Raw genomic sequence first — 26617 nt, forward strand, 5'->3', positions numbered from 1 at the left:
CCCCTACTGGGCGATCCAGCTGATGCCTCAATAAATACTTGGTGTGGTGGATCTTCGTATCCTCAAACTTTGCGCCGTCGATGTAGGGCGGCATTCTATCGAACGACAATTCAGCGACAGGGATCGTCATCAATGCCATCTACTTTCAGCAAAGGCGTCATATTTGCACTCTCCGCTGCGGCACTGAACGCAACGATCGGTGTACTCAGCAAAGTCCTCATGAGTAATGGTTTCACCGCTAGCAGTGTCGCTGTCATCAAGACCGTACTGGGTTGCGTGCTTCTGTCGATCTTGCTGTTTTTCCTCAAGCGCCCGGCGACGTCGACCAAATGGACTCAGGCGGCTATCTGCGCATTCCTTGGCATCTTTGTGCTGTTCTATTTCGAAACGTCCGCCTATCAACACTACGCTGCGGCAGGTGTGGTGGTGGTGCTGATGGCCAGTGCCTCGATTTCCTCGATCATTCTGGGGCGCGTTTTCCTCAAGGATGCCATCACCGCGAACGCTACCGTTGGCGCCGCATTGGCTATCGCTGGGATCTCGGTGATCTTCGGCGGCGACCTGCAGCAGGGCTTTACCCTGCAAGGTGCTGCGCTCGCCTCCATGGCCGGCTGCGGCTATGGGGCCTTTTCGGTTGCCATGAAGCGTATGAGGGTGTCGGGGGGGCTGCACTTCACCCGACAATTGTTGTTCTTTGGCAGCCTGTACCTGCTGATGCCGGCGGCGGCCGATGGTTTCGCGATAGGCGAGCTGTCGCCGCTGGCGATCGCCGCGCTGCTGGCGCTGGCCACGCTGCCGACAATCCTGGGCTTCTTCTGCACCACCAAGGCCATCGAGTACCTCAAGCCATCCCAAGTGCAAGCGCTGGAGCTGACCGAGCCACTGTTCGCCGCGCTGCTGGCGTTTGTGGTGCTCAATGAAGTACCGCGCGAAAGCCTGTACGCGGGAGCGGCACTGATCATCGTCGGCCTGTGTTTCTCCAATGAACTCATCCGCTTGGGCAGCAAAGCATCCGTCCCTTCGACCGAGTGAGCTTTTTTCGGAGCCTGATGACTTTGGCAATCAGTGGCTTTTAGGTGTTTTGAGCGATTGGACCGCTCCTGGCCGGAGCGGATATTCGATACCTTCCAGCCAAGCGGAACCGAGCGAGATCTCGCCTGTTGACCCGTTCTATCCAGTAATATGCAACCCCCATCCTCCGACGAGTCTGAAAATGGACCCTCACTCGATTCTGGCTTTTACCCTGGTCGCCGCGATTGCCATCGCCAGCCCGGGGCCTGCGACATTGATGGCGATCAACAACAGCCTCGCCCATGGCCAACGCAGCGCGGTGTGGTCCTCGTTGGGCAATGCCAGTGGCCTGTTCTGCCTGTCGGCGGCTGCGATGCTGGGGCTGGGGGCGTTGCTTGCCAGTTCCGAGTTGCTGTTCAACGCAGTGAAGATCATCGGCGCCGGTTATCTGTTCTATCTGGGGATCAGGCAGTTGTTCAAAAAGAGCCCGATGCTCGCGGACGGTATCCAGGATGACGTGAAGAAGAGCAGGCCCACTCGCGTGAAGCTGTACAAGTCGGCCTTCCTGACGGCGGTGACCAACCCCAAGGCGACGATGTTCTTCACCGCGCTGTTCCCGCAATTCATTGATCAGGGCGCGCAGCTGCTGCCGCAGTTCCTGATCCTCACTTCGATCTTCATGGGGCTGTCGGTGGCGTCCTTGAGCCTGTATGCCGCACTGGCCTCCCGGGCCAAGGGCGTGCTGACCCGGCCCGAGCTGTCCCGCTGGGTCAGTCGGGTGGTGGGCTCGACCTTCATCTGTTTCGGAGCGGCCATCCTGACCATGCGTCGACAGGCTGCATAAGAGGAGTGTGGCTATCCATGGATGGTTGGTTCTGGCCGGAACCAACCATTCCCATGCAACCGCTAACGACCAAAAGCGCTCATCTTGCGGCCTTTGGGAAACCCGTGGCTCCAAGGTTATGCATTCAGTGCGCGGCACAGGAATCCGGCCCGATATCGTTAGCTGATATCATCCGAAACCTTACCGGCCGAGTAGAAAGACCATGAACCGTCGTAAAAAAATCAATCAGCTATTAAAGGCTAACGCGAAAAAGGCCAGTGCCAAGCTGGCGCCGTGCAGCAAGCCCAAATACATCAGCAAGGCCGACCGATTGAAGCTGGCTGCCGAATCCAGTCCCGAGTCCGTGGTGTCCTCCGAGAGCTGATAGCGCGCCTTTTCCGGGTGGCTTCAGGCTGCCCGCCAAACCGGATCGCCTGCCCACGCCTGGCCGCCCTGGCCTTAACGCAGGCTCCACGCCACCCCGACATACATCGCCATGCCTTCCCCCGGCGTCGAGCGCGCCGCGTCCAGGCCTTTGTCGTCATAGCCCGGGGTGACGGTGGCGGCGTAGTGCTGGTCGGTCAGGTTGCGCAGGTCGAGCCAGGTCTGCCAGTCGCCCTTGGGCGCGTTGTAGCCCAGGGTGGTGCCGAACAGCGCGTAGGGATCGGCGTAATAGCTGTTGGCGTAGTCCACCGCCACCTTGGACACCAGTTGCGTGTTGAGCGCGGCGAAGAAGCCCAGGGGCCAGTCGTAGCGCAACTCGCCCTGGTAGTAGTGCATCGGCAGGCCCGGCAGGCGGTTGTCGCCGAAACGTTCATCGTCGCGGTAGCGGAAGTCGCTGAAGGTGTAGCTCTGGCGCAGGCTCAGCTGGCCGCCGTCTTTCCCTGACCACAGCTTGCTGTCCAGGCTGGCTTCCACGCCCTGGTGCACGGTGGGGCTGGCGTTGAGCTCATAGGGGGTGGTGGCGTTGGCGTCCGGCAATACCGAGAGCAGTTCGTGGCGTACCTGGGCGTAGTACCAGGCCAGGCTCCATTGGCCGATGGCGCTGTCGCCCCGGCCGCCGAGTTCCAGGGTGGTGGCGGTCTGGTTGTGTAGCTTGATCGGGTCGCGCTGGGTGCCGGTGGCGGCGCCGCTGCCGGCCGGGAAGCGAATGTTGGAGCTGTAGATCAGCGACCAGGGGTGGGGCGCCTCGACCGAGCGGCTGAGGTTGCCGAACAGTTGCAGGTCGGGGCTCAGCTGGTAGCGCAGGCCCAGGCGCGGCGCGTAGTCCCAGTCGCCGAGGCTGGTCTTGCCACCGCCGTCGGGGTAGGTCACGGCGCTTTCGCGGCGGGTGTAGAGGGCGGCCAGGCCGGTGGTCAGCCACAGGTCGTCGGCGATTTCCAGGTCATTGCCCAGATGCAGGACGCTGTCCGAGCCCTGGTAGGTGAAGTTGCGCATATGAGTACCCGGCGCATAACCGGCGGTGTTGCCGCTGGGGATACGCACCAACTCGCTGGCCCCTGAGTTGGGCAGGTGCTTGGTCACGCGCAGGCCCAGGGTGCTGTGGCTTTCCAGGCCCCAGAGGGTGTCGCGGCGCTTGTAGTCGAAGGTGCCGCTGACGTCGGTGTAGGCCACCTTGAGGCGGTTGGGGCCCTCGCGCAGGTCCATGGGGTAGTCGTGGTAGACCAGGCCGGTCTGGATACTTGAATCGTCGTCGATGTACCAGGTGGTCTTGTTGCCGATAAAGGTGCTGCCCGGCTGGTCGCGGCTGTCGTTACGCGTCACGTAGGCCGGGTTGGCCGCCCGCGGGTGCTGCTCGATGGAGCCTTTGGTGACCCGCCCGGCGAGGTCGTTGTCGGTCTGGCGATGGCGGATGTAGAAGCGCGTTTCCAGGTTCGGGTTGAAGCGATAGCCGAAGTTGGCGACGACCCCCTGGCTCTTGCTGGCGCTGTGGTCCTGGTAGCCGTCGGAGTGGGCGTCGGTCAGGGACAGGTAGTAGTCGAAGTCGCCCAGCACCTGCCCGGAGCTGACCTGGCGCTGCTGATAACCGTGGCTGCCGGTGGCGTAGCGCACCTGCAACTTCGGCGCGTCGTAGCCGGTGTGGCTGATGTAGTCGATGGCGCCGCCCAGGGCCAGGGCGCCGCGGTCGAAACCGTTGGCGCCGCGCAGCACTTCCACACGCTCCAGCCACAGCGGCTCGAGCAACTCATAGGGCGTGCCGCCCGGGCCGCTCAGCGGCAGGCCGTCGAGCAGGGTGTACAGCCCCGAGGCATGGGCGCCCGGCGCGCGGTTGATCCCAGAACCGCGGATCGAAATCTTCACCCCTTCGTTGCCCGCCGACTGGGCATAGACCCCCGGCTGATACGCCAGCACATCCTGGTTGCTGGCCACGCGGCCCTGCAGCGGGCGGCGCAGGTCGACCACATTGCTGCCGCCGGGCACCTGGGCCAGCCGCGCCTTGGCCTCCTCGATCGATGCGTCTTCGCCGCTGCGCTCCTCGGCGCCGATCAGCACCTGCCCCAGCTCCAGGCCCTGGGCTTCGGCCAGGGTCGGACAGACAAGGGCCAGGCCCAGCAAGGCAGCGGGCAGGGGACGGGGCGAGGGCATCGGGGGGAACTCCAGGCATGGGCAACGGGCAGTGAGAACTGCGACGTATGAAAGAACGAAGGAAACACATGGCAATTTTATCTTTTGCCAGGCAGGCGCAGATCGGCAGGAGTCCAGCGTCCATGCCCGTGCGCTATCAAGGCTGTTCGCAATGGATATATCCGCGCATCGGCGTTCGGCTATCGTCACCCTATATGACTCGATCGCGCAGCTACTGTGCTTTTGCGTTGACGCTATGTCGGCCGCTGCTGCGATTCACACAGCGCTCTCAAACGCGAGGACATCACGATGGGCGTCCACAAAGCTGTTGCTGTTTCGCTGGCCCTGCTCGGCGCAACCTTCCTGGCATCCGCCGCTCTGGCCGAGGGCCAAGGGTTGATTGCCGCCACCCCCGCCGAACTGAAATGGGCCGCCGCGCCCTCGGTCGGGCCCGGCGTGATGATTGCGGTGATCGAAGGCGACCTGAAAGCCGCGGAGCCCTTCACCCTGCGCCTGAAACTGCCGGCCAACACGAAAATCGGCGTGCATACCCACCCCGTGACCGAACGTGTCACCGTGATCTCGGGCACCTTCTACTTCGCCACCGGCGACACCTTTGATGCAGCCAAGGCCAAGGCCTATCACCCGGGCGACACCCTGATCATTCCCGTCGGCATGCCGATGTACGCCGCCACGCAAAAACAGGAAACCGTGCTCCAGCTCCACGGCACGGGCCCCTGGGGCATCACCTACCTCAACCCGGCGGACGACCCCAGGAACAGCAAAAAATAGGCAATGACTGAAGGCTGGATTCGATCTGATATGTGTCAGGCAAGGCCTGACACATATCCCTCTTAATGATTAACAGGCTACGGACTTGGCCACCCGGATGTACTCTTCAACGAAGTTGTTGGCAGAGTGAACCCTTACGCCTTTGAGCTTATCCAGTGGTGGGTTTTCCCAATACTCAGATGCGGTGATGGGGCAGATGGGGAATATGGAAATTCCCTGGGGTGGGTCAGCGACGAAGTCAAAGTCTTGAATCCCGTCTTTCGGGAAATCAATGTAAAACCGCGGTTGCAATCTTGGGTTGGTCCAGCCGGTAGAACCCACCAGGCCATGGGCCAATATATGCAACTGCGGTGGGTTGGACTTGAGCAGTGACAGGTGAATGTCCAAAACTTTCAATATGCTAGCCATCTTCGATCTCCTTTCGATGAGTGCGCCTCTTTTCACCTCGGCGCTCGGGTGTAAAACCCTCTAGCTGAAAGCCTGATACGTTTCAGAATGTCCCTTGGCAGGCAAGAAGTGCCACGTGCACTTCCTGGATGGTTCTCTCCTTGAGTACCGGGAGGAACGAGTAGGCGAACACGCTACTGTTCGAGAAGGAGTACGGCATGGACAGTGAACTCAGGCCAGTTAGAACCGGTTCGGCTGCTGTTGGGTAGACACTAGTAAAGGAGCCTGCCGGCTGCCAGGCCCGATCATCGGATACCGCAGAGGGCTGGACGCCTCCCGCGCAAGCGTTTTACCAGGAGGCAACCGCGGTGCCTGCTAAACCAGGGGAGGCCCGATACGCCGCTATTTTATTGAAAAGAAAACCGACTCTGCTTACCTCTCATCCAGGGCCCGAGGTTTCGCGCCCGCCATCACCCTTCGTCAAAGCCCTCGATCAAAGGTGCCTCCATGCTGCTTGCCCGCTGGCTGCCAGGCTTGGCCAATCTCCTGCAATACCGCCGCGAATGGTTCAGGTACGACCTGCAGGCCGGTTTGTCGGTGGCCGCCGTGCAGATCCCGATTGCCATCGCCTATGCACAGATCGTCGGGCTGCCGCCCCAGTACGGCTTGTACGCCTGCGTCTTGCCGATGATGGTCTATGCCCTGGTGGGCAGTTCGCGGCAGTTGATGGTCGGGCCGGATGCGGCCACCTGCGCCATGGTCGCCGGCGCGATCGCCCCCCTGGCGCTGGGCGATCCCGAGCGCCTGGCGCAGTTGGCGGTGATTGTCACGGTGCTGGTTGGCCTGATGCTGATCGGCGCCGGCATCGCCCGGGCGGGGTTTATTGCCAGCTTTTTCTCGCGGCCGATCCTGATCGGCTATCTGAACGGCATCGGCCTGAGCCTGCTGGCCGGGCAACTGGGCAAGGTGCTGGGCTACAAGATCGAAGGCGACGGGTTCATTCTCAGCCTGCTGAACATGCTGCAGCGGCTTGGCGAAACCCATCTACCGACCCTGGCCATCGGGGCGGGCGCTCTGGCGCTGCTGATCTGGCTGCCGCGACGCTTTGCCAGGTTGCCGACAGCGCTGGTGACGGTGGCCATCGCTACCTTATGCGTCGGGGTGCTGCGCCTGGACCGCTACGGGGTCTCCGTACTGGGGCCGATCCCTTCGGGCATGCCGCAATTGAGCTGGCCCGAGACCGACCTGAGCGAACTGAAACGGCTGCTGCGCGATGCGCTGGCGATCGCCACGGTGAGTTTTTGCAGCGCGATGCTGACGGCCCGCAGCTTCGCCGCGAGGAACGGCTACACGGTCAACGCCAACCATGAGTTCCTGGCGCTGGGGGTGTCCAATATCGCCGCCGGGGTCTCCAGCGGTTTCGCCATCAGCGGCGCCGATTCGCGCACGGCGGTCAACAGCATGGTGGGCGGCAAGAGCCAGTTGGTGGGGATCATCGCCGCCCTGGTGATTGCCCTGATCCTGCTGTTCTTCACCGCGCCCATGGCCTGGATCCCCCAGGCGGCGCTGGGGGCGGTGCTGTTGATGGCCGGCTGGGGCCTGATCGATATCCAGGCGATGCGGGTCATCCGCAAGCTCAGCCGTTTCGAGTTCTGGCTGTGTGTGCTGACCACCCTGGGGGTGATTGGCGTGGGGGTGCTGCCGGGTATCATCGTCGCGGTGCTGCTGGCGATCCTGCGGCTGCTCAAAAGCATCTACCAGCCCACCGACGCGGTGCTGGGCTGGGTGCGCGGGATCGAAGGCCAGGTCGATATCAGCCAATACCCGCAGGCGCGCACGCTGGCGGGGCTGGTGGTGTATCGCTTCGACGACGCGATCCTGTTTTTCAACGCCGACTACTTCAAGGCGCGCCTGCTCGAGGCGGTCGAACGCGAGCCCGAGCCCCGCGCCGTGCTGTTGGTCGCCGAGGCGGTGACTTCGATCGACGTCAGCGGCATCGTGGCCCTCAGGGAGCTGCGCGACACCCTGCTGGCCCGAGGCATCATCCTGGGCATTGCCCGGCCGCACGGGACATTCCTGCGGATGCTGGTGCGTTCAGGCCTGGCGCGCGAGTTGGAGCAGGGATTGTTGTTCCCCTCGGTACGCGCCGGCATCCGCGCTTATCGGGTCTGGCGCAATCAGTTGCAGCGCAAGGCGCAGACAGAGGAGCCTCGGGCCGGCACCCTGCCAGCGCCCGCCAAGCCGGCGCCATGACTGGACGCGGCCGTGGCCAGCCACCACCAACGCTTGACCCAAGAGGAGGTACGGCATGGAACGATTCACCGGCGGTTGCCTGTGCGGCAAGGTGCGGCTCGTGGCGTCGGGGCCGCCATACCGGGTCGGTTTGTGCCACTGCCTCGACTGTCGCAAGCACCATGGCGCGCTGTTCCATGCCTCGGCGATCTTCCCCGAGGACGCGGTGACCGTCGAGGGCGAAACCCGCGACTACGCTGGGCGGTTTTTCTGCCCGCATTGCGGCTCGTCGGTGTTCGCCCGCAGCGCCGACGAAATCGAAGTGAACCTGGGCGCCCTGGACGCCCCCGACCAACTCAAGCCCAGCTATGAAAGCTGGACTATTCGTCGCGAGTCCTGGCTGCCGGCGTTTCCACTCGCCAGGCGCTACGCGCGCGACCGTGATGCCAGCAGTCGCTTCGAGGAATAGCAGGCGCCCAGGCTTATGACCAGGGCGTCTCGGGCGTCACCCCGCGCGGGCGTTTCGCCAGGAGCTTGCGGGCGGTGTCGACGAAGGGCGTGACGATCAGGCTGTAGACCGTCAGGTAACGCCGCTGGTCCTGCTCGCCGGTGCCGAAGCGCAGCGGCTCGGGTGTCGAGGAGGTGACGTAGAGCGTGCCGAACATCCAGTCCCAGAGGGACAGGTTGGTGCCGAAGTTGCGGTTGAAGTGGCGGGGCGCGTCGCTGTGATGGATCTGGTGCTGGGCCGGGCTGTTCAACACATGCTCCAGCCGCGGGCCGAACGACAGCCAGACATGGCTGTGCCGCAGATTGGCCGCCAGGCTGTTGAAGATGAATATCAGGTAGGTCACGCCGAACAGGGTGTAGCGGCCGATCTCGCCGCCGCAGGCATACCAGAAGCAGCCGGCGTAGAGGCCCAGGCCGAGGCTGATGCTCAGCTTCTCGACGATCTTTTCCACGAAGTGCACCCGGCTCGCCGTTGCCGGCACCAGCACCGGCGCCGAGTGATGGACCTTGTGGAAGGCCCACAGCCAGCGTGAGTGAAACGCCCGGTGCGCCCAGTAATGGAGGAAGTCCTTGAGCAGGAACACCCCCAGCCCGTAGAGCAGCGCCAGCCCCAGGTTCTGGCCCAGGCGCGGGCGCTCGCCCCAGAGGTTGCTGAAAAAGGCCAGGTAGTCCCCGGAGCGCAGGATGTAAGGGTCGACCAGATGAACGATGGGCAACACCAGCGCGACCTTGAGGATGGCGCGCACGAAGTAGTAGCGGTAATCCAGCAGCGCCGAGGAATGCAGGTGCACCCGGCCGCCGCCAAGAAATTGCCAGAACGACCGGGCGTGGCTCAGGCCGCGGCGCTTTCGGAAACGGAACAGGCCATAGGCGACGCCGTAGGACACGCACAGGAACAAGACCCCGAGCCGGCCGTTCAGATTGAAAGTGCCGAGAAACTGCGCGGTGACAGGGGCGATCACCCACTCGGTCAGGTGCTTGTAGACAAGCGACAGGGCATCCACGAATCGCCAGCCTCTGAGCCAGAAAAAAAGAATGGCATTGTAAATCAGTTCGGTTTGGCCGGGCAGGGTGGCGCGACAAGCAGGCAAGGTGCCCCGCGCGCCATCCGCCTGGAACCGGCCACGGCTGTTGGAGTACGCTGGCTGCTCGCTGTATTCCGGAGGTGCCTGGCTCATGACCCTGTTACGGGAATCCGCAAACCGGTTGCTGCAACCTCGGGTGGGCGCGGGTTGCATCCGCGCGCGCGGCGCCGAGGGCGCGGTCCTGCAGTCGGCGTCGCTGTTCGACGGCCTGGTGACCATCGATCATCGCCGCTGGGCCTGCCGCGAAGCCGAGCTCAGCTGGACGGCGCCGCAGCACGTGGTGATTCTCACGGAGCGCGGGGCAACGGCAAAGACTCATATCCGCAGCAGTTCAACGCTCAATTACGAGGGCTGCGACCGCCCCGGGTCGATCAGCTTCGTGCCGGCCGGCGTCGAGCGCCAGGGCTATTTTCGCGACGCCGACCTGATCTACACCGCCCTGTGGATCGACACGGCCCTGGATTTTCCCGGCTGCCCGCGGCTGGCCGAATTGCCCATGCGCATCAACAGCGGCGATGGGGTGATCCATTCGCTGCTCGCCGCCCTCAGCGCCGAGATGGCCGGCGGGCATATCCCGGAGGCCAGCTACATAGAGCACCTGGTGGCGCTGGTGGGGTTGCGCCTGGGCCGGGTCGATACCGCCAGCGCTGGCGGCGGACGCCTGGGGCCGCAACTGCTCAAGCGCTTGAGCGACTACGTCGATGCACGAATCGACGGCAGCCTCTCGCTGACCGAACTGGCGCGGATCGCCAGCATGCCCGTGGACACCTTCGCCCGGCATTTCAAGGCCGAAACCGGCATGGCGCCCTATGCCTATGTGATCGAGCGCCGGGTGCGCCGCGCCGAAAGCCTGCTGCGGGCCGGCAGCATGCCGATCAGCGCCATGGCGCTGGAGCTGGGGTTCTCCAGCCAGAGCCACTTCACCTCGACCTTCCGGCGGATCACCGGGACCACCCCGAACAGCTACCGCCAGCAGGCGTCCAGAATCCTGACAAGCTCGTCCTGATACCTGAAAGAACGGCGCCGCGTCCTTGGCGATACTCGCGTCCAGCCGTTTATTTCAGGAGAGCACCATGGAAGACCTGGATTCTCCGCGTCCGTCGCGCCGCGCGCTGCTGCAAGCCGGGGCCGCCGCCAGCCTGCTTTGGGTGGGGGGCAGCGGCGCGCTGGCCCAACCCGCCCCGACGCCGCCCAGCCCCTCCCGCCCATTACCGTCCCAGGCGATCACCCTACGCATCAATGCCAGCGACCAGTTGCTGGACCTCGACCCACGCACCACCTTGCTCGACGCGCTGCGCCATCAACTGGGCATGACCGGCTCGAAGAAGGGCTGCGACCACGGCCAGTGCGGCGCCTGCACGGTGCTGGTGAATGGCCGTCGGATCAACGCCTGCCTGAGCCTGGCGGTGATGCATGACGGTGACGAGATCACCACCATCGAGGGGCTGGCCAATGGCGACCTGCTGCACCCCCTGCAGGCCGCCTTTATCGCCCGTGACGCTTTCCAGTGTGGGTACTGCACGCCGGGGCAGATCTGCTCGGCGGTCGGCATGCTGCAGGAGGTGCGCGCCGGCTGGCCGAGCCATGTCACTGAAGACCTGGCGTCCCCTTCCGTCAGCCTGAGCGACAGGGAGATCGGTGAGCGCATGAGCGGCAACCTGTGCCGCTGCGCCGCCTATCCCAACATTGTCGCCGCCATCCGCGACGCCGCCGAGGAGGCCTGAGCCCATGATGCCTTTCAGCTATGCGCGTGCGAGCGATGTGCAGCAGGCGGTCAGCCTGATGGCCGCGCAGCCACGGGCGCGCTTTATCGCCGGTGGTACCAATCTGATCGACCTGATGAAGCTGGGCATCGAGCGGCCCAGCCACCTGATCGATATCAGCCGCTTGCCCCTGGCCATGATCGAGGACAGCGCCGAGGGTGGCCTGCGTATCGGTGCCCAGGTACGCAACAGCGACCTGGCCGCCGACCGCCGTGTGCGCGAGCGCTACCCGCTGCTGTCCCAGGCGTTGCTGGCTGGCGCTTCGGGGCAGATCCGCAACAAGGCGTCGACCGCCGGCAACCTGCTGCAACGCACGCGCTGCCCGTACTTCTACGACCCGGGCATGGCCTGCAACAAGCGCGAGCCCGGCAGCGGCTGTTCGGCTCTGCAGGGGCACAACCGCATGCATGCGATTCTCGGCGCCAGCGAGTCGTGCATCGCGGTGCATCCCTCGGACATGGCAGTGGCCATGGTCGCCCTGGAGGCGCGGGTGGAGACCCTCCTGCCCGACGGCAAGCGCCGCTCCCTGGCCCTGGATGAGCTGTACCGCTTGCCCGGGACCACCCCCGAGCTCGAAACCCGGCTGGCCCATGGCGAGATGATCGAGGCCATCACGCTGCCGTCGCCACCCCCGGGGCGGCAGCTGTATCGCAAGGTGCGCGATCGCGCTTCCTATGCCTTCGCTTTGGTCGCCGTGGCGCTGGTGCTCGAAGTCCGCGCGGGGCAGGTGCGCACGGTCCGCGTGGCCTTGGGCGGCGTCGCGCCCAAGCCGTGGCGGGCTACGACGAGCGAGCAGGCGTTGCTCGGCCAGCCACCTGCTCAGGCGCTTTACGAGCAGGCTGCCGACGCCGCCCTGGCCGGCGCGCGCGGGCAGGGCGGCAACGATTTCAAGATCCCCCTGGCCAAGCGGACCCTGTACCAGATGCTGGCCCAGGCCGCCCAGGAGCAAGCATGAGCACATCCATGCCAACCGGCCCGATCGGCCAACCGCTGGACCGCGTCGACGGCCGGCTGAAAGTCACCGGCCGCGCGACCTACGCCTACGAGCAGCGGGACATGGGCGACACTCTTTATGGCTATATCCTCGGCGCGAGCATCGCCCGCGGCCGCATCGACGAGATCGACAGCCACGAGGCCGAACGCACGCCGGGTGTGCTGTATGTCATGACCCACCGCAACGCACCGGCCCAAACGGCCTTCGGCCCAGCGCTGACACCCACCCCGGGCGAGGTGTTCAGCCGCGCGCGCCCGGTGCTGGCCAGTGATCGTGTGCGTTACCACGACGAACCTGTGGCGCTGGTGGTTGCCTCGACCTTCGAGGCCGCGCGCGCGGCGGCCCGGCTGATTCGCGTGCGCTACTCGGCGGAGCAGGGCAACTTCGACCTTGCTTCCCGCCTGGCCCAGGCCTACAGCCCGCCGCGGACCAACGCCGGCTTCCAGACCGACAGTGCCATCGGCGATTTTGAATCGGGGTTCGCCAATGCGCCGGTCAAGCTCGACAGCACCTACAGCACCCCGTACCAAAGCCACGTGCCAATGGAGCCCCATGCCTCTATCGCCGTCTGGTCCGGGGAAGAGCTGACCCTCTACACCTCGGCGCAAACCCTGGCGAACTTCCGTGGCGGGCTGGCCAACACCCTGGGCATCGAGCCGGCGCGTGTGCGTATCGTCAGTCCTTATATTGGCGGCGGCTTTGGCGCCAAGCTGATCATCCATCCCGACGCGGTGCTGGCGGCGCTGGCCGCGCGGGTGCTCAAGCGCCCGGTGAAGGTGGCCCTGACCCGCCAGCAGATGTTCGCCAACGCCGGTTACCGCCCGGCCATGCAGCACCGGGTAAGGCTGGCGGCGGACAGCAGCGGCAAGCTGACGGCCCTGGGGCACGACGTCTGGTCGAGCACTTCGCGCTTCGAAGAGTTCTGCGAGCAGACCGCGGTGTTTGCCCGTTCGCTGTATGCCGCGCCGAATCGCCTGACCCGCCATCGACTGGTGCCGGTGGACCTCAATCGCGGCGAGTGGATGCGCTCGCCGGGCGAGGCGCCGGGCATGCTCGCCTTCGAAAGCGCCATGGACGAGCTGGCCGAACGCCTGGGCCTGGACCCCATCGAATTGCGGGTGCGCAACGAGCCGGAACTGGACCCCGAACTCGGCGTACCGTTCGCTTCGCGCAACCTGCTGGCCTGCATGCGCAGCGGTGCCGAGCGCTTCGGCTGGAGTCGCCGCAAGCCCAGGCCCGGCAGCGTGCGTGAGGGCCGCAAGCTGATCGGCATGGGCATGGCCGCGGCGATCCGCCCCAACTACCTGGGGCTGTCCAGGGCCCAGGTGAGCCTGGGCCCGACCGGGCGGGTGCTGGTGCGCCTGGACATGACCGATATCGGCACTGGTACCTACACCATCCTGACCCAGGTCGCCGCCCACAGCCTGGGGGTGCCGATGTCGGCGGTGCAGGTGCAACTGGGCGACAGCCGCTTCCCGCAGACCGCGGGGTCGGGCGGTTCCTGGGGCGCGGCCAGTTCCGGCTCGGCGGTGGAGGCCGCCTGCCAGGCCCTGAAGCAGCAACTGATCCAGGCCGCCGGCGCGCCTTACAACCAGGCGCCGGTGCGCTTCGCCGACGGCCGTATCAGCACGGGCGAGCGCTCGGAGCGCCTCGTTGACCTGATGCTGCGGGTGGCTCCCGCCGGGTTGCAGGCCGAAGGCAGCGTCGGGCCGATGGGGGAGGACTACAAGCAGTTTTCCCAGCATTCCAACGGCGCGCACTTCGTCGAAGTCGCGGTGGACATCGACACTGGCGAAGTCCGCCTGCGCCGCATGCTCGCGGTGATCGGTGCCGGGCGCATCCTCAACCCCAAGACCGCGCGCTCGCAGATCCTCGGCGGCATGGCCTGGGGCGTCGGCGCGGCGCTGATGGAGCAGACCCTGCTGGACACCCGCCACGGCCATTTCGTCAACCACGACCTGGCCGAGTACCTGATACCGGTCAATGGCGATATCGCGGCGATGGACGTGCTGTTCCTCGAAGAGCCCGATCCCAGGGCCAACGCCCTGGGCATCAAGGGCCTTGGCGAGCTGGGCGTGTGCGGGGCCGGGGCGGCGGTAGCCAACGCCGTCTACAACGCCACCGGCATCCGCGTGCGCGAGTTCCCGCTGACCCTGGACAAGCTGCTGCCCGGGCTGGCGGCCCTGGAGGAGTAGGCGCAGCCTGCATCGACAAAAAATCTCGACGGCATGCCCTGGATTGGGCAGGCTTGTGGCCTCGCACCCGCCTGGTTGGCGGGTGTGGAATTCAAGCCATCAGCCGACGGATTTATCCATGAACCTTGCCACCCTGGTGCTGTTTCTCCCGGCCTGTTTCGCCCTCAACATGGCGCCCGGGCCGAACAACCTGCTGTCGATCCGCAATGCCACCACCTATGGCTTTCGCGCCTCCTGCCTGGCGGGAGTAGGGCGGCTGGCCGCCTTTGCCCTGATGATCGCCCTGGCGGCGGCCGGGCTGGCGGTGGTGCTGCAAGCTTCGGAACTGCTGTTCCACGGGATCAAGATTCTGGGGGCTGGTTACCTGCTGTACCTGGCATACCAGCTATGGACCGCGGACACCCAGGTCGAGGCCGAGAACAAGACCGCGCCATTGGGCCTGCTGGCCTTGGCCCGGCAGGAATTCCTGATTGCTATCGGCAATCCGAAAGCGATATTGATCTTCACCGCCTTCCTGCCGCAGTTCGTCGACCCGCAAGCCCCGGTTCCCGCCCAGTTCCTGGTGCTCGGCGCACTGTTCCTGGCCCTGGAGTGGATCGCCATCAGCGCCTACGCCTACATGGGCCTGCACCTGCGCCGCTGGTTCGCCGAGCCACGGGGCAAGAGAATCTTCAACCGCTGCTGCGCGGCGTTGTTGTCGGCGGCGGCTTCGGTGTTGCTGTTGGCGCGGCGGGCGTGAGTCGGTTGGTAAGCATCGTTGGGACTACGGGCGCTCGGTTGAATACACAGCCAGAAGCTGCCTTTCACGCTGTCCACAGAAACACACTCACCGCGCGCTGCTGAAAGACAACATTGAAAAGGAGTTCGAATGAAAACGGATTGGCAACAAATTCGAGAGCGCATATGACTACCGCCATCAGGCAGGCAAAAAACAATCTGACGCTTAGATTCACGGGCAATCACCCGGCGGAGACGGATCTGTCACCTCTGGTTTGAACGTCTCCTATGGGGCGGGAGCCGCTCCATGGCCGAAACGAACAATGGAGGTTAGAACCCATGCTTCGTGAGGGATCACAAAGGAAAACTTATGCCTATCGACAACTGTCTTCATACATTTGAAGAGCTTGCCTCAACGGTGTTGCCTAGCCATTTTGCAAGGCTAAAGGCTGCCCTGGAGACTCCAATGCCTGCCGCAACCTTTGTTGGCTTCAAGAGCGCATCAAAAAAAGCTCTGTCCAAGGTGGGTAGAACCACAGATTTCCCAGGGTGCTACGTCTTCAGCGATCAAGGTAAGCCGGTCTATGTAGGTATTTCGAGAGGGGTAGTAAAGAGGCTCGTCCAGCATTTAAATTTCGAGTCGCACAACACCGCAAGCCTCGTCTACAAAATGGCTGCAGAAGACTATCCGCACGAAATGAAGCGTGATCAAGCGATGAAAGACGAACAATTCAAGGAAGTCTTTCTTTCAGCTCAGGGGCGCCTCCGACAAACAACGGTGGCCTTTATCGAAGTCAACAATGACCTTGAGTTGTACGCCTTCGAAGTACTTGCGGCCATGAAGCTAGACACAGATGTATGGAACACATTCCGCACACATTGAAGCTGATAGCTAACCTTTCCATAAAGCGGACTCTGCTACGCAAACAGGTCGCCGCCGTTCATTACAAACGTTAAGTCGCGTCCGCGCTGAATCGAATGTGGTCTGAAATGAGCGTCCGCTTCCGGCCACAAGCGAACATCTCGATAGCCAATCTCAAAGAGGCTGAACACTGAGGCCGGCGGTTATTTAAGCCGCAGCTCCCTAGAACTTTTCTCTATTTATCGGTCTATGTGGATAGGCTCATCCGCTCGGTAAGCGCGGCCTCGCAGGCTTACCGCAGCCGGATGGCCACACGTCCGATTGTCCAGCAGAGGTTGTCTTCGCTCATGAAATTCCCTGACCCACGGATGGTGCTCTTCGGCCTATTCGCGTTCGCGGCATTGGGCTCGGCATCAGCAACGCAGATGAAGACCTCAACCCCTGTTTTAGCAACTGAAGTCCCAGCCGTTCAGGCTCCTGCCCAGGCCGCCGGCAACCCTTGGCCGACCTTGGCCAGCATGCTTGGCAAGCAGCCCGGGCCATTGCTTGCCCATGACGACCGATACTGGCATGACGGCCGTTGGCACGATCGTCGAGACGATTGGCGCCGGCACGACTGGCGTCGAGAAGACTGGCGTAGGGAACAGTGGCGTAGAGAGCAAGCCCGCCGAGAAGCTGAACGCCATCGCGATTGGGAGCGCCACCACGATCGCGCCATGCGGCACCGCTACGAAGACAATCACCGATACTATCGTCGCTAGCGCGGCGCCACGAGATTAATCCACCTCAGGCAGGTGCCAAAACAAGCACGGGGATATTGAGTGGTTAGGTCAACGGGCGAGCCGGCGATACGTCAGATCTCAGCACTTCCTACGGAAATCCTGGTACTGGAAGCGGAGGCAGTTACGGAGGGTTTCAGGTTTCTTACGCGCTTGGTTGCAGAGTGGCAGAACGGGTCGAATCGGTTCGATCAACCCGGTGAATGCCTTTTGGGAGCTTTCCGCGATGGGCAACTGATTGCCATCGGCGGTCTTTCATATGATCCATATGCTGGGCCGGACATCGGCAGGCTGCGGAGGGTATACGTCGTGCGTGCAGCAAGGGGGCAGAATGTGGGTAAGGCCCTGGTGCAGCAGCTTTTGGCCTATGCGGCTCAGCGATTCCGTGTCGTGCGCCTATCCACGGATACACCCGAGGGCGCCGCATTTTACCTGCGCTGCGGGTTCCAACCGATACAAGATGATTTTGCTACTCATGTGAAGTCGTTAGTCGATGCCACCTAAAACATCATTAAGGATTATGCATGCCGCTGATCTCGCAACGTGTCGAGTTAGCACGTAACGGAGCTAACGATAAAGTGATTTGCCGAATGGCATCAGGTTGGGCGGTCATGGGCGATGTGCAATTTCTACCGGGTTACTGCCTGTTGCTGCCCGACCCCGTCGTTCCGAGCCTGAACGATCTGGATGCTGAGGCCAGAGCCACCTACCTGCTCGATATGGCCCGTATTGGTGACGCAGTTTTACAGGCAACCGGGGCGCTTCGTATGAACTATGAAATTCTAGGGAATTCGGAGCCAGAACTGCATTGCCACATTTTCCCACGCTACTCCTCAGAACCTGAACAGAATCGCAAGATGCCCGTATGGTTTTATGACTGGAAAACAGCGATTCCCTACGCAGAGGAAGCGCATGGGGATTTGCGTAAAAAAATTGCTCAGTTACTGAATGCATCGAGCCAGGATGCCTGAGTGCACTTGGCAATGCTTGAGGCTACGCGGGCCTCATTGCGTTTAGTGAGTCCATGAGCGCCCCGTTGCTTGTCAGTAGCCGATACCCGCTTTCAGCCTTGGGCCGAAAGCAGCCACCCGACCGGTAGTGAAATCAAGCTGGACTTGCAACGCACCCAGTATCAGCCCCGATCCCTGCTCATCAATGGAAAGGGAAGATGTAGTTCATCCAGGCCGACATGCGCAGGAGGATCTTGCGCATGATCGCCACATGGTGGAAGTGCTGGCTATAGAGCGCCGCCTGGCCATAGGCGCCACCGGGCATGAGTTTGGCGTAGGGCAGGTAGTCCGGGTCGGTGATTTCAATGACCACCGGCACCCGTCCCGGCGGCGGTGAGCCGGTGTAGCTCAGCAGGGTGCCGGATGGCTGGACCTGTCCTTCGCCGATCACCGCGATGACATTCTTCACCCGGCCCTTGAATACCTTGCCGGGGATACCGTCGAACGCCACTTCCGCCTCGTCCCCCGGGACCAGGCGCAGCAGGCTGTTCTGGCGCATCCAGGCAGAGAAGTAATGGCCCTCGTCCGGAATGAACACCATCGACGGGCGCAGCGGCAGCTTGCTCGCCATCATTCCCGGGCGCAGCGACACGTGGGTGACGAAGCCTTTGCTCGGGGCCCGGACCACGGTGCTGTTCAGCTCGAACTGGGCGTTGGCGATCTGTGCCTGCAGGTCGTCGACCCGGGCAATGGCGGCTTCCTGCTCACGGCGAGTGCCGAAGTTGCGCCTGATCAACTCGTTGATCCGGAACAGGTCGCCCCGCGCCGCCGTCTGCTGGGCCTTGAGCGACTTGAGGCGGTTCTCGAAAGGCTCGGGGTCGATGCGAAACAGCACATCGCCTGGCTCCAGCGGCGTGTTGCCCTGCACCGGCACCTCGATCACCCGGCCGGTGACGACCGGGATCACGGGCACCGAGACGAAGTAGGAGCGCGCCACTTCCGAATAGGGGTGGTTGTAGTTCATCAGGAAAATCAGCGCGCCGATCAATACCACGCCGCCCAGCACGGCGGTGGGCACCGTCCATTTGTTCAGCGGGATACGGAAGATCTTGAAGATGGCCACGCAGATGGCGGTGTAGGTCAGGATCAGTAACAGGTCCATGGGTCACGGCTTCCCTTCCGGGCGGGGCCCGGCCTGGGATTGTCCTTCCAGTCGCTCGACCCGCTGTCGCAGCTCGGCCAGTTCTTGGGCCAGATCTCTTTCGGCCTGCATCCGCGCCTTGTCGGTCGCGAACCCCCAGCCCCGGTCCTCGCGGTACAACATGGCCCAGATCCACAGGAACGGCCACAGGGCATGGAGCGTGAACAGACTGACCCAGCCTGCCGCGTGAATGGCGTCCTGATGTGGATGGTTCCGATGGACGGCAATTTCGTAGGGAATGTCGTGCAGGACAATGATTCCGTAGAACAGCACTATCCCGGCAAAGATAAGCATGCCCAGCGCAATCTGATCGAGCATGATTCGCCTCCCGGAAGCCATCGGCCTGCACGCAAGCGCTTATGAAGCCTGTTGATCCGCCACTGCCATCCGACAGTCCGATGGGACGGGCCTTACGAAATCCATACTAGTTCAAGTTCGATCGTCTGCCTGGCTGCCTTCCGGGAGGCGCGCGGCCCTGGACCTGGAAAGCTGCGCTCACCCAGGCCGCGGTTTATGATCGCTACCTGTCGTCCCTCACTGCGAGCCCGATCATGCCTTTTGAAGTGGACCTTCCCGAAATCCGCGCCGGCATCGTTGAATTCCCTGTCTGGCATGCGCGCGGTGGTACCTCCACCGGTTTGATCCTGGCTCGCGAAACCCTGCCCGAGGACCCGTTGCTGGTCGAAGAACTGTTGCGCCACCTGATGGGGGTGCCGTTGAGCGGCGAGCTGCCGGGCAATAACCAGATCACCGGCCTGGGCCGTGGCGGGCCCACCAGCAACAAGGTGTTCATCGCCGAGCGCCAGCCCGGCGAGGCGCGGATGGTCAGCACCCTGGCGCAACTGGCGGCGGGTAAAAGCGCGATCGACTGGAGCGTCAACTGCGGCAATATGTCCGCGGCCTTGCCCCTGTACGCCCTGGAACGTGGCTGGCTGAGCGCGGACGAGGACAGCGCGCAGATCGAGATCTTCAACAGCAATACCCAGACCACCATGCTCGCGCGCCTGGCGTTCCGCGACGGTCGCCTGCTGAGCGATACGCGCATTCCCGGGGTCAATGGCGTGTTCCCCGGGGTCGACCTGTTTCTCAGCGACCCGGTGGGGGCCAAGACCGGTCAGCTGTTCCCCACCGGGCAACACATCGACCTGCTCCATGGCGTGCGCGCCACCTGCCTCGACGTGGCGGTGCCGATGGTCATCGTCCAGGCCGCGGACCTGGGCAAGACCGGCCTGGAAACCCCGGCGCAACTGGACGCCGATACCGACTTCAAGGCGCGCTTGATCGGCTTGATGGTCGAGGGCGGCCTGCGCATGCAACTGCGCAATCGCAGCGGCGCCTTGATGAGTGCCGATGAGTTGCAGCGCAGCGAAACCCTGCCGAAGATCTGCATCGTCAGCCCGGCCCAGGGCGCGGGCGATATCAATACCCGCTATTTCACCCCGCAAAACGCCCATCCTTCATTGGCCGTCTCCGGTGGCTGCTGCCTGGCCGCCGCCTGCCTGGCGTCAGGCACCGTGGCCCATGAACTGCTCAAGACGCCCAGGCCCCTGAGCGCCACCACGGCGGAATACCCGGTGTCGATCGAAAACCCGGCGGGGGTGCTGGACACCTTGATCACCGCGCGCGAGGAGGGCGCCTCAATGCGCATCGACGCGGCCGCCTACCGGCGCAGCGCGCAGATCCTGCTCAAGGGCCGGGTGCCGCTGTACAACGCTTCGGCGGCGTTGGTCGAGGCGTTGCAAGGGCGGCGTTGACCCGCAGGCGCTCCGGGGCCATCGCCGAACGGGGCCGTACGGTTCACAGGTCCAGGTCGACCCACACCGCCGCGTGATCCGAGCCGGCGTTTTCCTTCTTGTCCAGCTGCGGGTAGACCTCCCAGCGCTTGGGCTGGCTGCCCGGCCACATGCCCTTGCGCCATACACCGCCGGCGGTGACGGTGGCGAACAGCGCGGGGGAGAGCAGCAGGTAGTCGATCTTGTTCGCCGCCTTGCAGGTGTCGAAGGTGCCGGGGTAACCACCGTCATCGAAGGCCGGATGGACAAAGGCATCCTTCAGGTCGGTGCCCTTGAGCAAGGGCTCCAGCGGCGCGCTGTCCGGGGTGTCGTTGAAGTCGCCGACCACCGCGATATAGGCCTCGCCCTGGGCCACCAGCTCTTGGTAGATGAGCTTGATCCGCTCGGCCTGGGCCAGGCGTTTTTTCGCCGAGGCCGCAAGGCCGCCGAAGCCTTTGCTCTTGAGGTGGTTGACCAGGACGATCAGCTGCTTGTCCTTTTGTTTTCCAGAAGGCAACGGGATATGAAACTGCGCGCAATCGCGGGAAAAGATCAGCTCGCCGTTGGCCGCGCTGTCGTCGACATGGCTGCGCAGCTGGCCGATGGGGTAGCCTGCGGCGGTCATCAGGCCGACATCGATGCCCCGCGTATCGTTGCCGTCGATCAGCATCACATGGGAGTACAGCGGGCCGCCCAGGGCGCCGATGATTTCGGTATTGAAGTCGCGCAGGGCCGGGCGGCTTTCCGCCTCGACCACCGCCAGCACATCGGCTTGCAGGTCGATCATCACCCGCGCGGTATTGCGCATGGCTTCCAGGTCCACCGGGGCCTCGATCAGCTCCAGCGAACCGACCCACTCGGTGCGGCCGTTGGCGACAATCTCCAGGCCACCGGCCTTGGGCCGCTTGACCAGGCTGCCGCGGTTTTGCCGCAGGATCACAAAGGGGCCCTTGTCCGACTTGCTCAGGCCCAGCTCGGTCAGCAGCTTGACCATCTGCGCCTTGTCCTGGTCGGTGTAGATGGGCTCGCCCAGCAGTTGGTTGAGCTTGGCGAAACGCTCCAGCACCGGCTTGCCTTCGGCCCAGCCTTCCAGGTTCATGGCCTTGGCGCGGTTGAACAGGTTTTCAACGTTGTAGGACGCGAGTCTCATCGGGCTCTTCCTTTGCGTGGGGCGGACGTCAATGCGCATTACAACTGATAAAAATGACCGAATGCCGACAGACGCGGCATCTTGTTGCCTTCTTTATGCTGAACTCAAGAAAGGGCTAAACCGGCCCGGGATTCCCGGTGGGCGAGTCGCAGAGTGCCGGTGGGGAAGCGACCTGGCAGGCAGCACTTCGCCCGAACCGAATGGGGAGGACAGGGCATGAATGATGCGTCCCGCGAGCAGGGCGAGCCGTTCAAGCGGCTGTTCTTCGCCTTGCCCTGCACCGCCACCCAACGCCGGGCCATTGCCCAGTGGCGCAGCGCGCTTGGGCTCAGGAGCGGCCGGCCGGTGCCGGCGGAAAACTTTCATTTGACCCTGATGTTCCTGGGCTCGGTCGCCGTGGTGCAGATTCCGCGGATCTGCGCCGCGGCGGCGAACGTGCGAACGCCCGGTGAGGCGCTGCACGTCCCGCTCGACCGCCTGGAGGTCTGGCGCCGGGCCGGGGTCTTGTTGCTGGCGCCGGCACAGGCGCCGCTGGCGTTGCGTCAGCTGGTGTATGCCTTGCAGGAAGCGCTGCTGCCCCTTGGGTTGGTCGATTCGCCGCGGGAGTTTCGCCCACACTTGACCTTGATGCGCGACTATCGGGCGCCGGTTCCTGAGTCCCAGACCCCTGCGGATTTTCAGCTGAGTGCCCGGCACTTCGCCCTGTACGAGTCGCATAAAGGCCGTTATCGGCCGCTGGCCGAATGGGCACTGGAGCGGTGACGGTCGGGGCAGCCGCCGGTCAGCCGAAATCCGCGTGCCTCAGGGCCTGCACGTTATAGTTGATGAGGCCGAATCAATGGGAGGCGGGCATGCGCCAGATCGTCAGCAAAGAGCCGTGGTGGGCCGCGCCGCCGAAGCCGGGCCAGGATGAGTCCGAGCTGGACTGGGGCTGGCTGGTCACTTACAACGAGGGCGAGCCGCGCTTCGAGTTCGTCAAGGAGCGCCCTTCGGAGCAGGAGATCCGTCAGCGCAAGAGTTGCCGGACCACGCCGTCCGAGTAGCCGGTCGGCGCGGAGGGCAATCTTGCGTGACCCTCACTGTTTGTAGCCGATCTGCCGCAGCAGGTTCTTGCGCCACAGGATGTCGTCGTCGCCTTCCAGGCCCTTGGCGCAGAAGCCATCCACCACCCCCAGCACCGCCCGGCCCTGCGCCGTTTCAGCGAGAATCACCTGGCTCGGGTTGGCGGTCGCGCAGAAGATGCGGCACACCTCAGGCACCATCTTCAGGGCGTTGAGCACGTTCAACGGATAAAAACCGTCGCCGAGAAACACGATAAAGCTATGGCCGGCGGCGATCGCCTGGGCGTTCTTTTGCGCCAGCGCGATCATCGTTGGATCGCTGCCGGACCAGCGCACCAGGCATTGGCCGGAGGCTTCGCAAAAGGCCAGGCCAAAGGCGATGTTCGGCACGCTGGCGACCAAGGCTTCGTGGATGTCCTCGACGGACTTGATGAAGTGGGTCTGGCCGAAAATGAAGTTGGTGGCTTCCGGCTTGTCGATGTTCACGCTGATCAGTTGCATCTCGAACCGCTCCTTGCCGATGTCGCGCGGCGCTAGGGGGCGTTGACGAAAAGGGGCAGCCGTCGCCGCCCGTTATCGCGGCGGCGAGATTGCTTGCTGCAACAGATCAAGCATAGCCACTCACGGATCGTTGCTTCGCTCGTTCGCGCTTGGGGCGCGAGTACCGGCAACAGGATCGACGGTCATGCGTCGCGAGCGGCAGGCTGCTATGCCTTCCCTAGGGGGCAATGGTTTCGGGCCGGCCGAGAGGCGGGGCGATACCGATGCGTGGTCGTGGTCACGGTGCCTGCCTGGCGCACGCAACGAACAACGGGCGCCCGTTTCGCAGGAGGTGGCAGATGTTATTCATTGTCAGTTGGTCAATCAGCCCCGAACGTCGTAACAGTGCGATCGAGCGATTTCTCAAGACGGGTGGGGCGCCACCCGCAGGGGTGAGCATGCTGGGACGCTGGCATGCCGTCGGCGGCATGACGGGGTTTGGGATCGCGGAAACCAGCGATCTCGCGCTGATGCAGAAATGGGTGCTTGAGTGGAGCGACCTGCTGCGCATGGAAGTGCACCCGGCGTTGACCGATGAACAGGCCGCGCCGCTATTGGCGGCAGCGCTTGGCAGGTAACGGGCAAGCAGACCGTTGGCGATCCGCCGAGGGCTGTCTGCCTCGGCCAATATACGGGGTAACGCTGTTTGTCGGCGTGCCCCGGCCATTCACGAAGTGGAGGTTGTCATGCCGAAGTTCGTCATCGAGCGCGAGATGCCGGAAGCCGGGGCGCTTACGCCGCAGGATTTGCAACAGATCTCGCAAAAATCCTGCAAGGTTATCAGTGAGCTGGGGTCGCAAGTGCAGTGGCTGCATAGCTACGTCACGGGCGACAAGATCTATTGTGTCTATATCTCCCCGGACGAGGAACTTGTCAGGGAGCACGCCAGGCTAGGCGGTTTTCCGGCGGACCGGGTATCGCGGGTGACCTCGATCATCGATCCGACGACCGCGGAGTAGGGCCTTGCGGTGACATGTGTGCGCCTGGCTCGGCGTCCCCTTACTCCAGGGCGAGGTGATGTCGCTGGCAGGAAAACAAGGCCGCCCTCGGGGCGGCCTTTTTCATGGGCGCGGCGTGCCGCGTTAGCGTCGCGGGGCGTCTTGCCAGGCACAGGCTCGGCTATGCTGCAGAGTCGACGGCCGGTTTGCGGCCGATGTCCACACCTTGAACCAAGAGCGCCATGAGAAAAACCACCCAGCAGATGTTGCTCCACGAAATCGCCGACTGGCGCCACCGTGGCCTGATCGATGCCGAGGCGCAGCAGCGGCTCGGCGCCCTGTACGAACGTCCCGAACACCGCTTGTCCACGGTCCTGCAATGGCTGGGCATCGGCGCGGTGCTGCTGATCGGCATGGCGGTGCTGGGCGGCATCGGCCTGCTGGCCGAGTCGGTGCTGGTGGGGGCGGTGCTGTTTTTCGCCGCCGGTGTCGGGCTATGGCTGATCGGCGCGCGCCTGGCCCGCGACCCGGCGCGGCGCATGCCGGTCACCGGGGTGGCGATCCTGACCATCGGCCTGATCCTGATGGGCGCCAGCCTGTTGCTGGGCAGCTCCGACAGCGAGACCGGCGACTTCGGCAACCTGCCCCTGGCGCTGCTGGTCACCGCCGCCCTGAGCATCGCCACCGCCTATGGCTATCGCCTGCGCTGGCCGCTGCTGCTGGGCCTGCTCTGCGTCTTCCACGGCCTGGGTTCGTGGGAGTGGTATGGCGGTTCCGGCACTTACTATTTCGGCATCCAGGACCCGCGCTCCATGGCCGTGATCGCTGCGTTGACCGCGCTCCTGGGGCTATGGCACCAGCGCGCCGAGGATCACGCCTTGCGCCGGTTCAGTGGCTTCGGACGGCTGTATGTGATCTTCGGATTGTTGTACTTCAACTGTTCGCTGTGGTTCCTCAGCCTGGAGGAAGCTTACCGTCAGACCCTGACCTGGACCCTGTTGTTCACCCTCGGCGCCATCGTCCAGCTGGTACTCGGCGCGCGTTTCAAGCACCCCAGCTTCACCGGTTTTGGCGTGGTGTTCCTCGGCATCGACCTGTACACGCGCTTTTATGAGTACGCCTGGGAACAGCTGAGCGCCGCGGTGTTTTTTGCCGTGGCTGGCGCGGTAGGCATGCTCCTGGGCTGGTTGTTCGAACGCACCGCGCTGCGCGCCGGGGAGGCTGGCCAATGAACCCGGATCGCCGTAATCGCCAGGTGCACAACGCCCTGGACCAATGGCTGCGCGACGGCCTGATCGACACCCAGGCCCACGCGCGGATCGCCGAGCTGTATCCGCAGACCCGCTGGGACTGGCGTTCCCTGGGGCGCTGGTTCCTGACCTTCGGCGCCATCAGCCTGGCGGCGGGCTTGCTGATCCTGCTGCATGAACACCTGACGTTCACCTTGCCGAAACTGGCGGGCGGCCTCGGCCTGTTGATGGTCGGCTTGTTCGTCGCCGGGCGCTGGCTGCTGGGCAAGCAGCTGAAGCTGCTCGGCGCGACCCTGGCGTTGCTCGGCGGGTTTGCCCTGATCGGCCTGAGCCTGGTGCTGGGCATGATCTACTCCGACGGCTCGGGCAACTGGCCGGCGCTGTTGCTGGTGGACCTGCTGCTGTTGCTGGCGCTCAGTTATGTGCTGAACAACGCCTTGCTGCTGACCCTGTGCAGCGTGCTGTTCTTCATCTGGTTCGGCGGGCGCAGCGGTTATGAGTCGGGGTGGGGCGCCTACTGGTTCGGCATGAACTACCCGCTGCGTTTCCTCGGCGCGGCCCTGGCCATGGTGCTGTTCGGCTTTGTCCATCTGTGGGGCGAGGCCTCGAGGCTGGCCCGTTATCGCGGCTTTGCCAAGGTGTGGATTTCTGCCGGGCTGTTCATGGCCCAGATGTCGTTGTGGCTGCTGTCGCTGTTCGGCAGCTACGACCTGATCGACGGTCCGTGGCACCTGGCCGAGGCCGGCGAACTGGTGCTGTTCAATGGGCTGTGGGCAGCGTTCAGCCTGGGCTTGCTGGCACTGGGCATTCGCTTGCGCTTTTCCATGCTGGTGGGCTATGGCGCGACCTTCTTCATCATCCAGCTGTACACGCTGTTCTTCACCCAACTGGCGGACACCCTGGGCTGGTTCGTCAGCCTGCTGATTGCTGGTGGCAGCCTGCTGGGGCTGGTGATCTGGCTGGAAGGCAAGCGCCAGCAACGCCGGGCTGGGCCGGGCGAAGCGGAATCGGTGTAGGGAAGGGGAGAAGCCCATGCCCGAAGT

General features: G+C 63.8%; 29 protein-coding genes. 22 read left to right on the forward strand and 7 right to left on the reverse strand.

Features of this window, described 5'->3' with window-relative positions; translation table 11 throughout:
- The first annotated feature begins 132 nt into the window (after positions 1–132).
- The 3 genes from BMY68_RS05175 to BMY68_RS05185 all read left to right on the forward strand — a co-directional run bounded on the left by BMY68_RS05175 (position 133) and on the right by BMY68_RS05185 (position 2219).
- Complete coding sequence (locus BMY68_RS05175) at positions 133–1032, forward strand: DMT family transporter (RefSeq protein WP_085531221.1); 900 nt, start codon at positions 133–135, stop codon at positions 1030–1032.
- A gap of 181 nt (positions 1033–1213) precedes the next feature.
- Positions 1214–1855, forward strand: a complete 642-nt coding sequence (locus BMY68_RS05180; RefSeq protein ID WP_009043496.1) for a LysE family translocator — start codon at positions 1214–1216, stop codon at positions 1853–1855.
- Between the two features lie 202 nt (positions 1856–2057).
- A complete protein-coding gene (locus BMY68_RS05185; RefSeq protein ID WP_085531219.1) occupies positions 2058–2219 on the forward strand; it encodes a DUF2986 domain-containing protein in 162 nt (53 codons plus the stop codon).
- Positions 2220–2293: 74 nt separating this feature from the next.
- Here BMY68_RS05185 and BMY68_RS05190 read toward each other — a convergent pair whose 3' ends face one another.
- Positions 2294–4420: a TonB-dependent receptor family protein gene (locus BMY68_RS05190; protein WP_085531217.1), complete on the reverse strand. Its 2127-nt coding sequence runs from the start codon at positions 4418–4420 to the stop codon at positions 2294–2296.
- Between the two features lie 288 nt (positions 4421–4708).
- Here BMY68_RS05190 and BMY68_RS05195 point away from each other — a divergent pair, with 288 nt between their 5' ends.
- The gene (locus tag BMY68_RS05195; protein WP_009043499.1) at positions 4709–5191 is read left to right on the forward strand and encodes a cupin domain-containing protein; all 483 of its coding nucleotides are present in this window, start codon (positions 4709–4711) and stop codon (positions 5189–5191) included.
- 69 nt (positions 5192–5260) lie between these two features.
- Here BMY68_RS05195 and BMY68_RS05200 read toward each other — a convergent pair whose 3' ends face one another.
- On the reverse strand, positions 5261–5599 hold the full coding sequence (locus BMY68_RS05200) for a hypothetical protein (protein WP_037004673.1): 339 nt from the start codon (positions 5597–5599) through the stop codon (positions 5261–5263).
- 486 nt (positions 5600–6085) lie between these two features.
- Between BMY68_RS05200 and BMY68_RS05205 the strand changes: the two genes are divergently transcribed.
- Both BMY68_RS05205 and BMY68_RS05210 read left to right on the forward strand, forming a co-directional pair.
- A complete protein-coding gene (locus BMY68_RS05205) occupies positions 6086–7831 on the forward strand; it encodes a SulP family inorganic anion transporter (RefSeq protein WP_085531216.1) in 1746 nt (581 codons plus the stop codon).
- Between the two features lie 55 nt (positions 7832–7886).
- Positions 7887–8279: a GFA family protein gene (locus BMY68_RS05210; RefSeq protein WP_085531214.1), complete on the forward strand. Its 393-nt coding sequence runs from the start codon at positions 7887–7889 to the stop codon at positions 8277–8279.
- A 13-nt stretch (positions 8280–8292) separates the two neighbouring features.
- On the opposite strand, the gene BMY68_RS05215 is transcribed toward BMY68_RS05210, so the two are convergent.
- On the reverse strand, positions 8293–9321 hold the full coding sequence (locus BMY68_RS05215; RefSeq protein ID WP_085531587.1) for a sterol desaturase family protein: 1029 nt from the start codon (positions 9319–9321) through the stop codon (positions 8293–8295).
- A 172-nt stretch (positions 9322–9493) separates the two neighbouring features.
- On the opposite strand from BMY68_RS05215, the gene BMY68_RS05220 reads away from it, so the two are divergent.
- The 9 genes from BMY68_RS05220 (at position 9494) to BMY68_RS05260 (ending at position 17683) form a co-directional block, all read left to right on the forward strand.
- Positions 9494–10408 (forward strand): helix-turn-helix domain-containing protein, encoded by a 915-nt coding sequence (locus BMY68_RS05220; protein WP_085531212.1) that lies wholly within the window; start codon positions 9494–9496, stop codon positions 10406–10408.
- A 67-nt stretch (positions 10409–10475) separates the two neighbouring features.
- Positions 10476–11126 (forward strand): 2Fe-2S iron-sulfur cluster-binding protein, encoded by a 651-nt coding sequence (locus tag BMY68_RS05225; RefSeq protein ID WP_085531210.1) that lies wholly within the window; start codon positions 10476–10478, stop codon positions 11124–11126.
- Between the two features lie 4 nt (positions 11127–11130).
- Positions 11131–12120, forward strand: coding sequence for an FAD binding domain-containing protein (locus BMY68_RS05230; RefSeq protein ID WP_085531208.1), 990 nt, complete (start codon positions 11131–11133; stop codon positions 12118–12120).
- Positions 12117–14354, forward strand: coding sequence for a xanthine dehydrogenase family protein molybdopterin-binding subunit (locus tag BMY68_RS05235; protein WP_085531206.1), 2238 nt, complete (start codon positions 12117–12119; stop codon positions 14352–14354). The genes BMY68_RS05230 and BMY68_RS05235 overlap by 4 nt, the downstream gene beginning before the upstream one ends.
- A 118-nt stretch (positions 14355–14472) precedes the next feature.
- Entirely contained in the window at positions 14473–15093 is a 621-nt protein-coding gene (locus tag BMY68_RS05240) for a LysE family translocator (RefSeq protein ID WP_085531205.1), read from the forward strand.
- Positions 15094–15441: 348 nt separating this feature from the next.
- On the forward strand, positions 15442–15954 hold the full coding sequence (locus BMY68_RS05245; RefSeq protein WP_239691065.1) for a GIY-YIG nuclease family protein: 513 nt from the start codon (positions 15442–15444) through the stop codon (positions 15952–15954).
- Between the two features lie 326 nt (positions 15955–16280).
- Positions 16281–16694, forward strand: coding sequence for a hypothetical protein (locus BMY68_RS30020; protein WP_239691064.1), 414 nt, complete (start codon positions 16281–16283; stop codon positions 16692–16694).
- Positions 16695–16754: 60 nt separating this feature from the next.
- Positions 16755–17216: a GNAT family N-acetyltransferase gene (locus tag BMY68_RS05255; protein WP_085531203.1), complete on the forward strand. Its 462-nt coding sequence runs from the start codon at positions 16755–16757 to the stop codon at positions 17214–17216.
- Positions 17217–17236: 20 nt separating this feature from the next.
- A complete protein-coding gene (locus BMY68_RS05260; protein WP_009043511.1) occupies positions 17237–17683 on the forward strand; it encodes an HIT family protein in 447 nt (148 codons plus the stop codon).
- 181 nt (positions 17684–17864) lie between these two features.
- Here BMY68_RS05260 and BMY68_RS05265 read toward each other — a convergent pair whose 3' ends face one another.
- Complete coding sequence (locus BMY68_RS05265) at positions 17865–18824, reverse strand: HlyD family secretion protein (RefSeq protein ID WP_085531201.1); 960 nt, start codon at positions 18822–18824, stop codon at positions 17865–17867.
- A gap of 3 nt (positions 18825–18827) precedes the next feature.
- Positions 18828–19181, reverse strand: a complete 354-nt coding sequence (locus tag BMY68_RS05270; RefSeq protein WP_009043513.1) for a DUF3302 domain-containing protein — start codon at positions 19179–19181, stop codon at positions 18828–18830.
- Positions 19182–19414: 233 nt separating this feature from the next.
- Between BMY68_RS05270 and BMY68_RS05275 the strand changes: the two genes are divergently transcribed.
- Complete coding sequence (locus BMY68_RS05275) at positions 19415–20617, forward strand: PrpF domain-containing protein (RefSeq protein ID WP_085531199.1); 1203 nt, start codon at positions 19415–19417, stop codon at positions 20615–20617.
- A 43-nt stretch (positions 20618–20660) separates the two neighbouring features.
- On the opposite strand, the gene BMY68_RS05280 is transcribed toward BMY68_RS05275, so the two are convergent.
- Positions 20661–21785, reverse strand: a complete 1125-nt coding sequence (locus tag BMY68_RS05280) for an endonuclease/exonuclease/phosphatase family protein (protein ID WP_085531197.1) — start codon at positions 21783–21785, stop codon at positions 20661–20663.
- Between the two features lie 216 nt (positions 21786–22001).
- Here BMY68_RS05280 and thpR point away from each other — a divergent pair, with 216 nt between their 5' ends.
- Together thpR and BMY68_RS05290 are read left to right on the forward strand one after the other, a co-directional pair.
- A complete protein-coding gene (thpR, locus tag BMY68_RS05285; protein ID WP_085531195.1) occupies positions 22002–22547 on the forward strand; it encodes an RNA 2',3'-cyclic phosphodiesterase in 546 nt (181 codons plus the stop codon).
- An 89-nt stretch (positions 22548–22636) separates the two neighbouring features.
- Entirely contained in the window at positions 22637–22828 is a 192-nt protein-coding gene (locus tag BMY68_RS05290) for a hypothetical protein (RefSeq protein WP_007931882.1), read from the forward strand.
- A 33-nt stretch (positions 22829–22861) separates the two neighbouring features.
- Here the strand turns inward: BMY68_RS05290 and BMY68_RS05295 are convergent, their stop codons facing one another.
- Positions 22862–23347: an adenosine-specific kinase gene (locus BMY68_RS05295; RefSeq protein WP_009043517.1), complete on the reverse strand. Its 486-nt coding sequence runs from the start codon at positions 23345–23347 to the stop codon at positions 22862–22864.
- 338 nt (positions 23348–23685) lie between these two features.
- Between BMY68_RS05295 and BMY68_RS05300 the strand changes: the two genes are divergently transcribed.
- From BMY68_RS05300 to BMY68_RS05315, 4 genes are all read left to right on the forward strand, one after another.
- Positions 23686–23964 (forward strand): DUF3303 domain-containing protein, encoded by a 279-nt coding sequence (locus tag BMY68_RS05300; protein ID WP_007931878.1) that lies wholly within the window; start codon positions 23686–23688, stop codon positions 23962–23964.
- A 108-nt stretch (positions 23965–24072) separates the two neighbouring features.
- Complete coding sequence (locus BMY68_RS05305; protein WP_007931876.1) at positions 24073–24345, forward strand: DUF4242 domain-containing protein; 273 nt, start codon at positions 24073–24075, stop codon at positions 24343–24345.
- A 221-nt stretch (positions 24346–24566) separates the two neighbouring features.
- Positions 24567–25556 (forward strand): DUF2157 domain-containing protein, encoded by a 990-nt coding sequence (locus tag BMY68_RS05310; RefSeq protein WP_085531193.1) that lies wholly within the window; start codon positions 24567–24569, stop codon positions 25554–25556.
- A complete protein-coding gene (locus tag BMY68_RS05315) occupies positions 25553–26590 on the forward strand; it encodes a DUF2157 domain-containing protein (RefSeq protein ID WP_085531191.1) in 1038 nt (345 codons plus the stop codon). The genes BMY68_RS05310 and BMY68_RS05315 overlap by 4 nt, the downstream gene beginning before the upstream one ends.
- Positions 26591–26617 lie beyond the last annotated feature (27 nt).

It is taken from the genome of Pseudomonas sp. NFACC41-3 (assembly GCF_900109505.1).
Lineage (GTDB): Bacteria > Pseudomonadota > Gammaproteobacteria > Pseudomonadales > Pseudomonadaceae > Aquipseudomonas > Aquipseudomonas chlororaphis.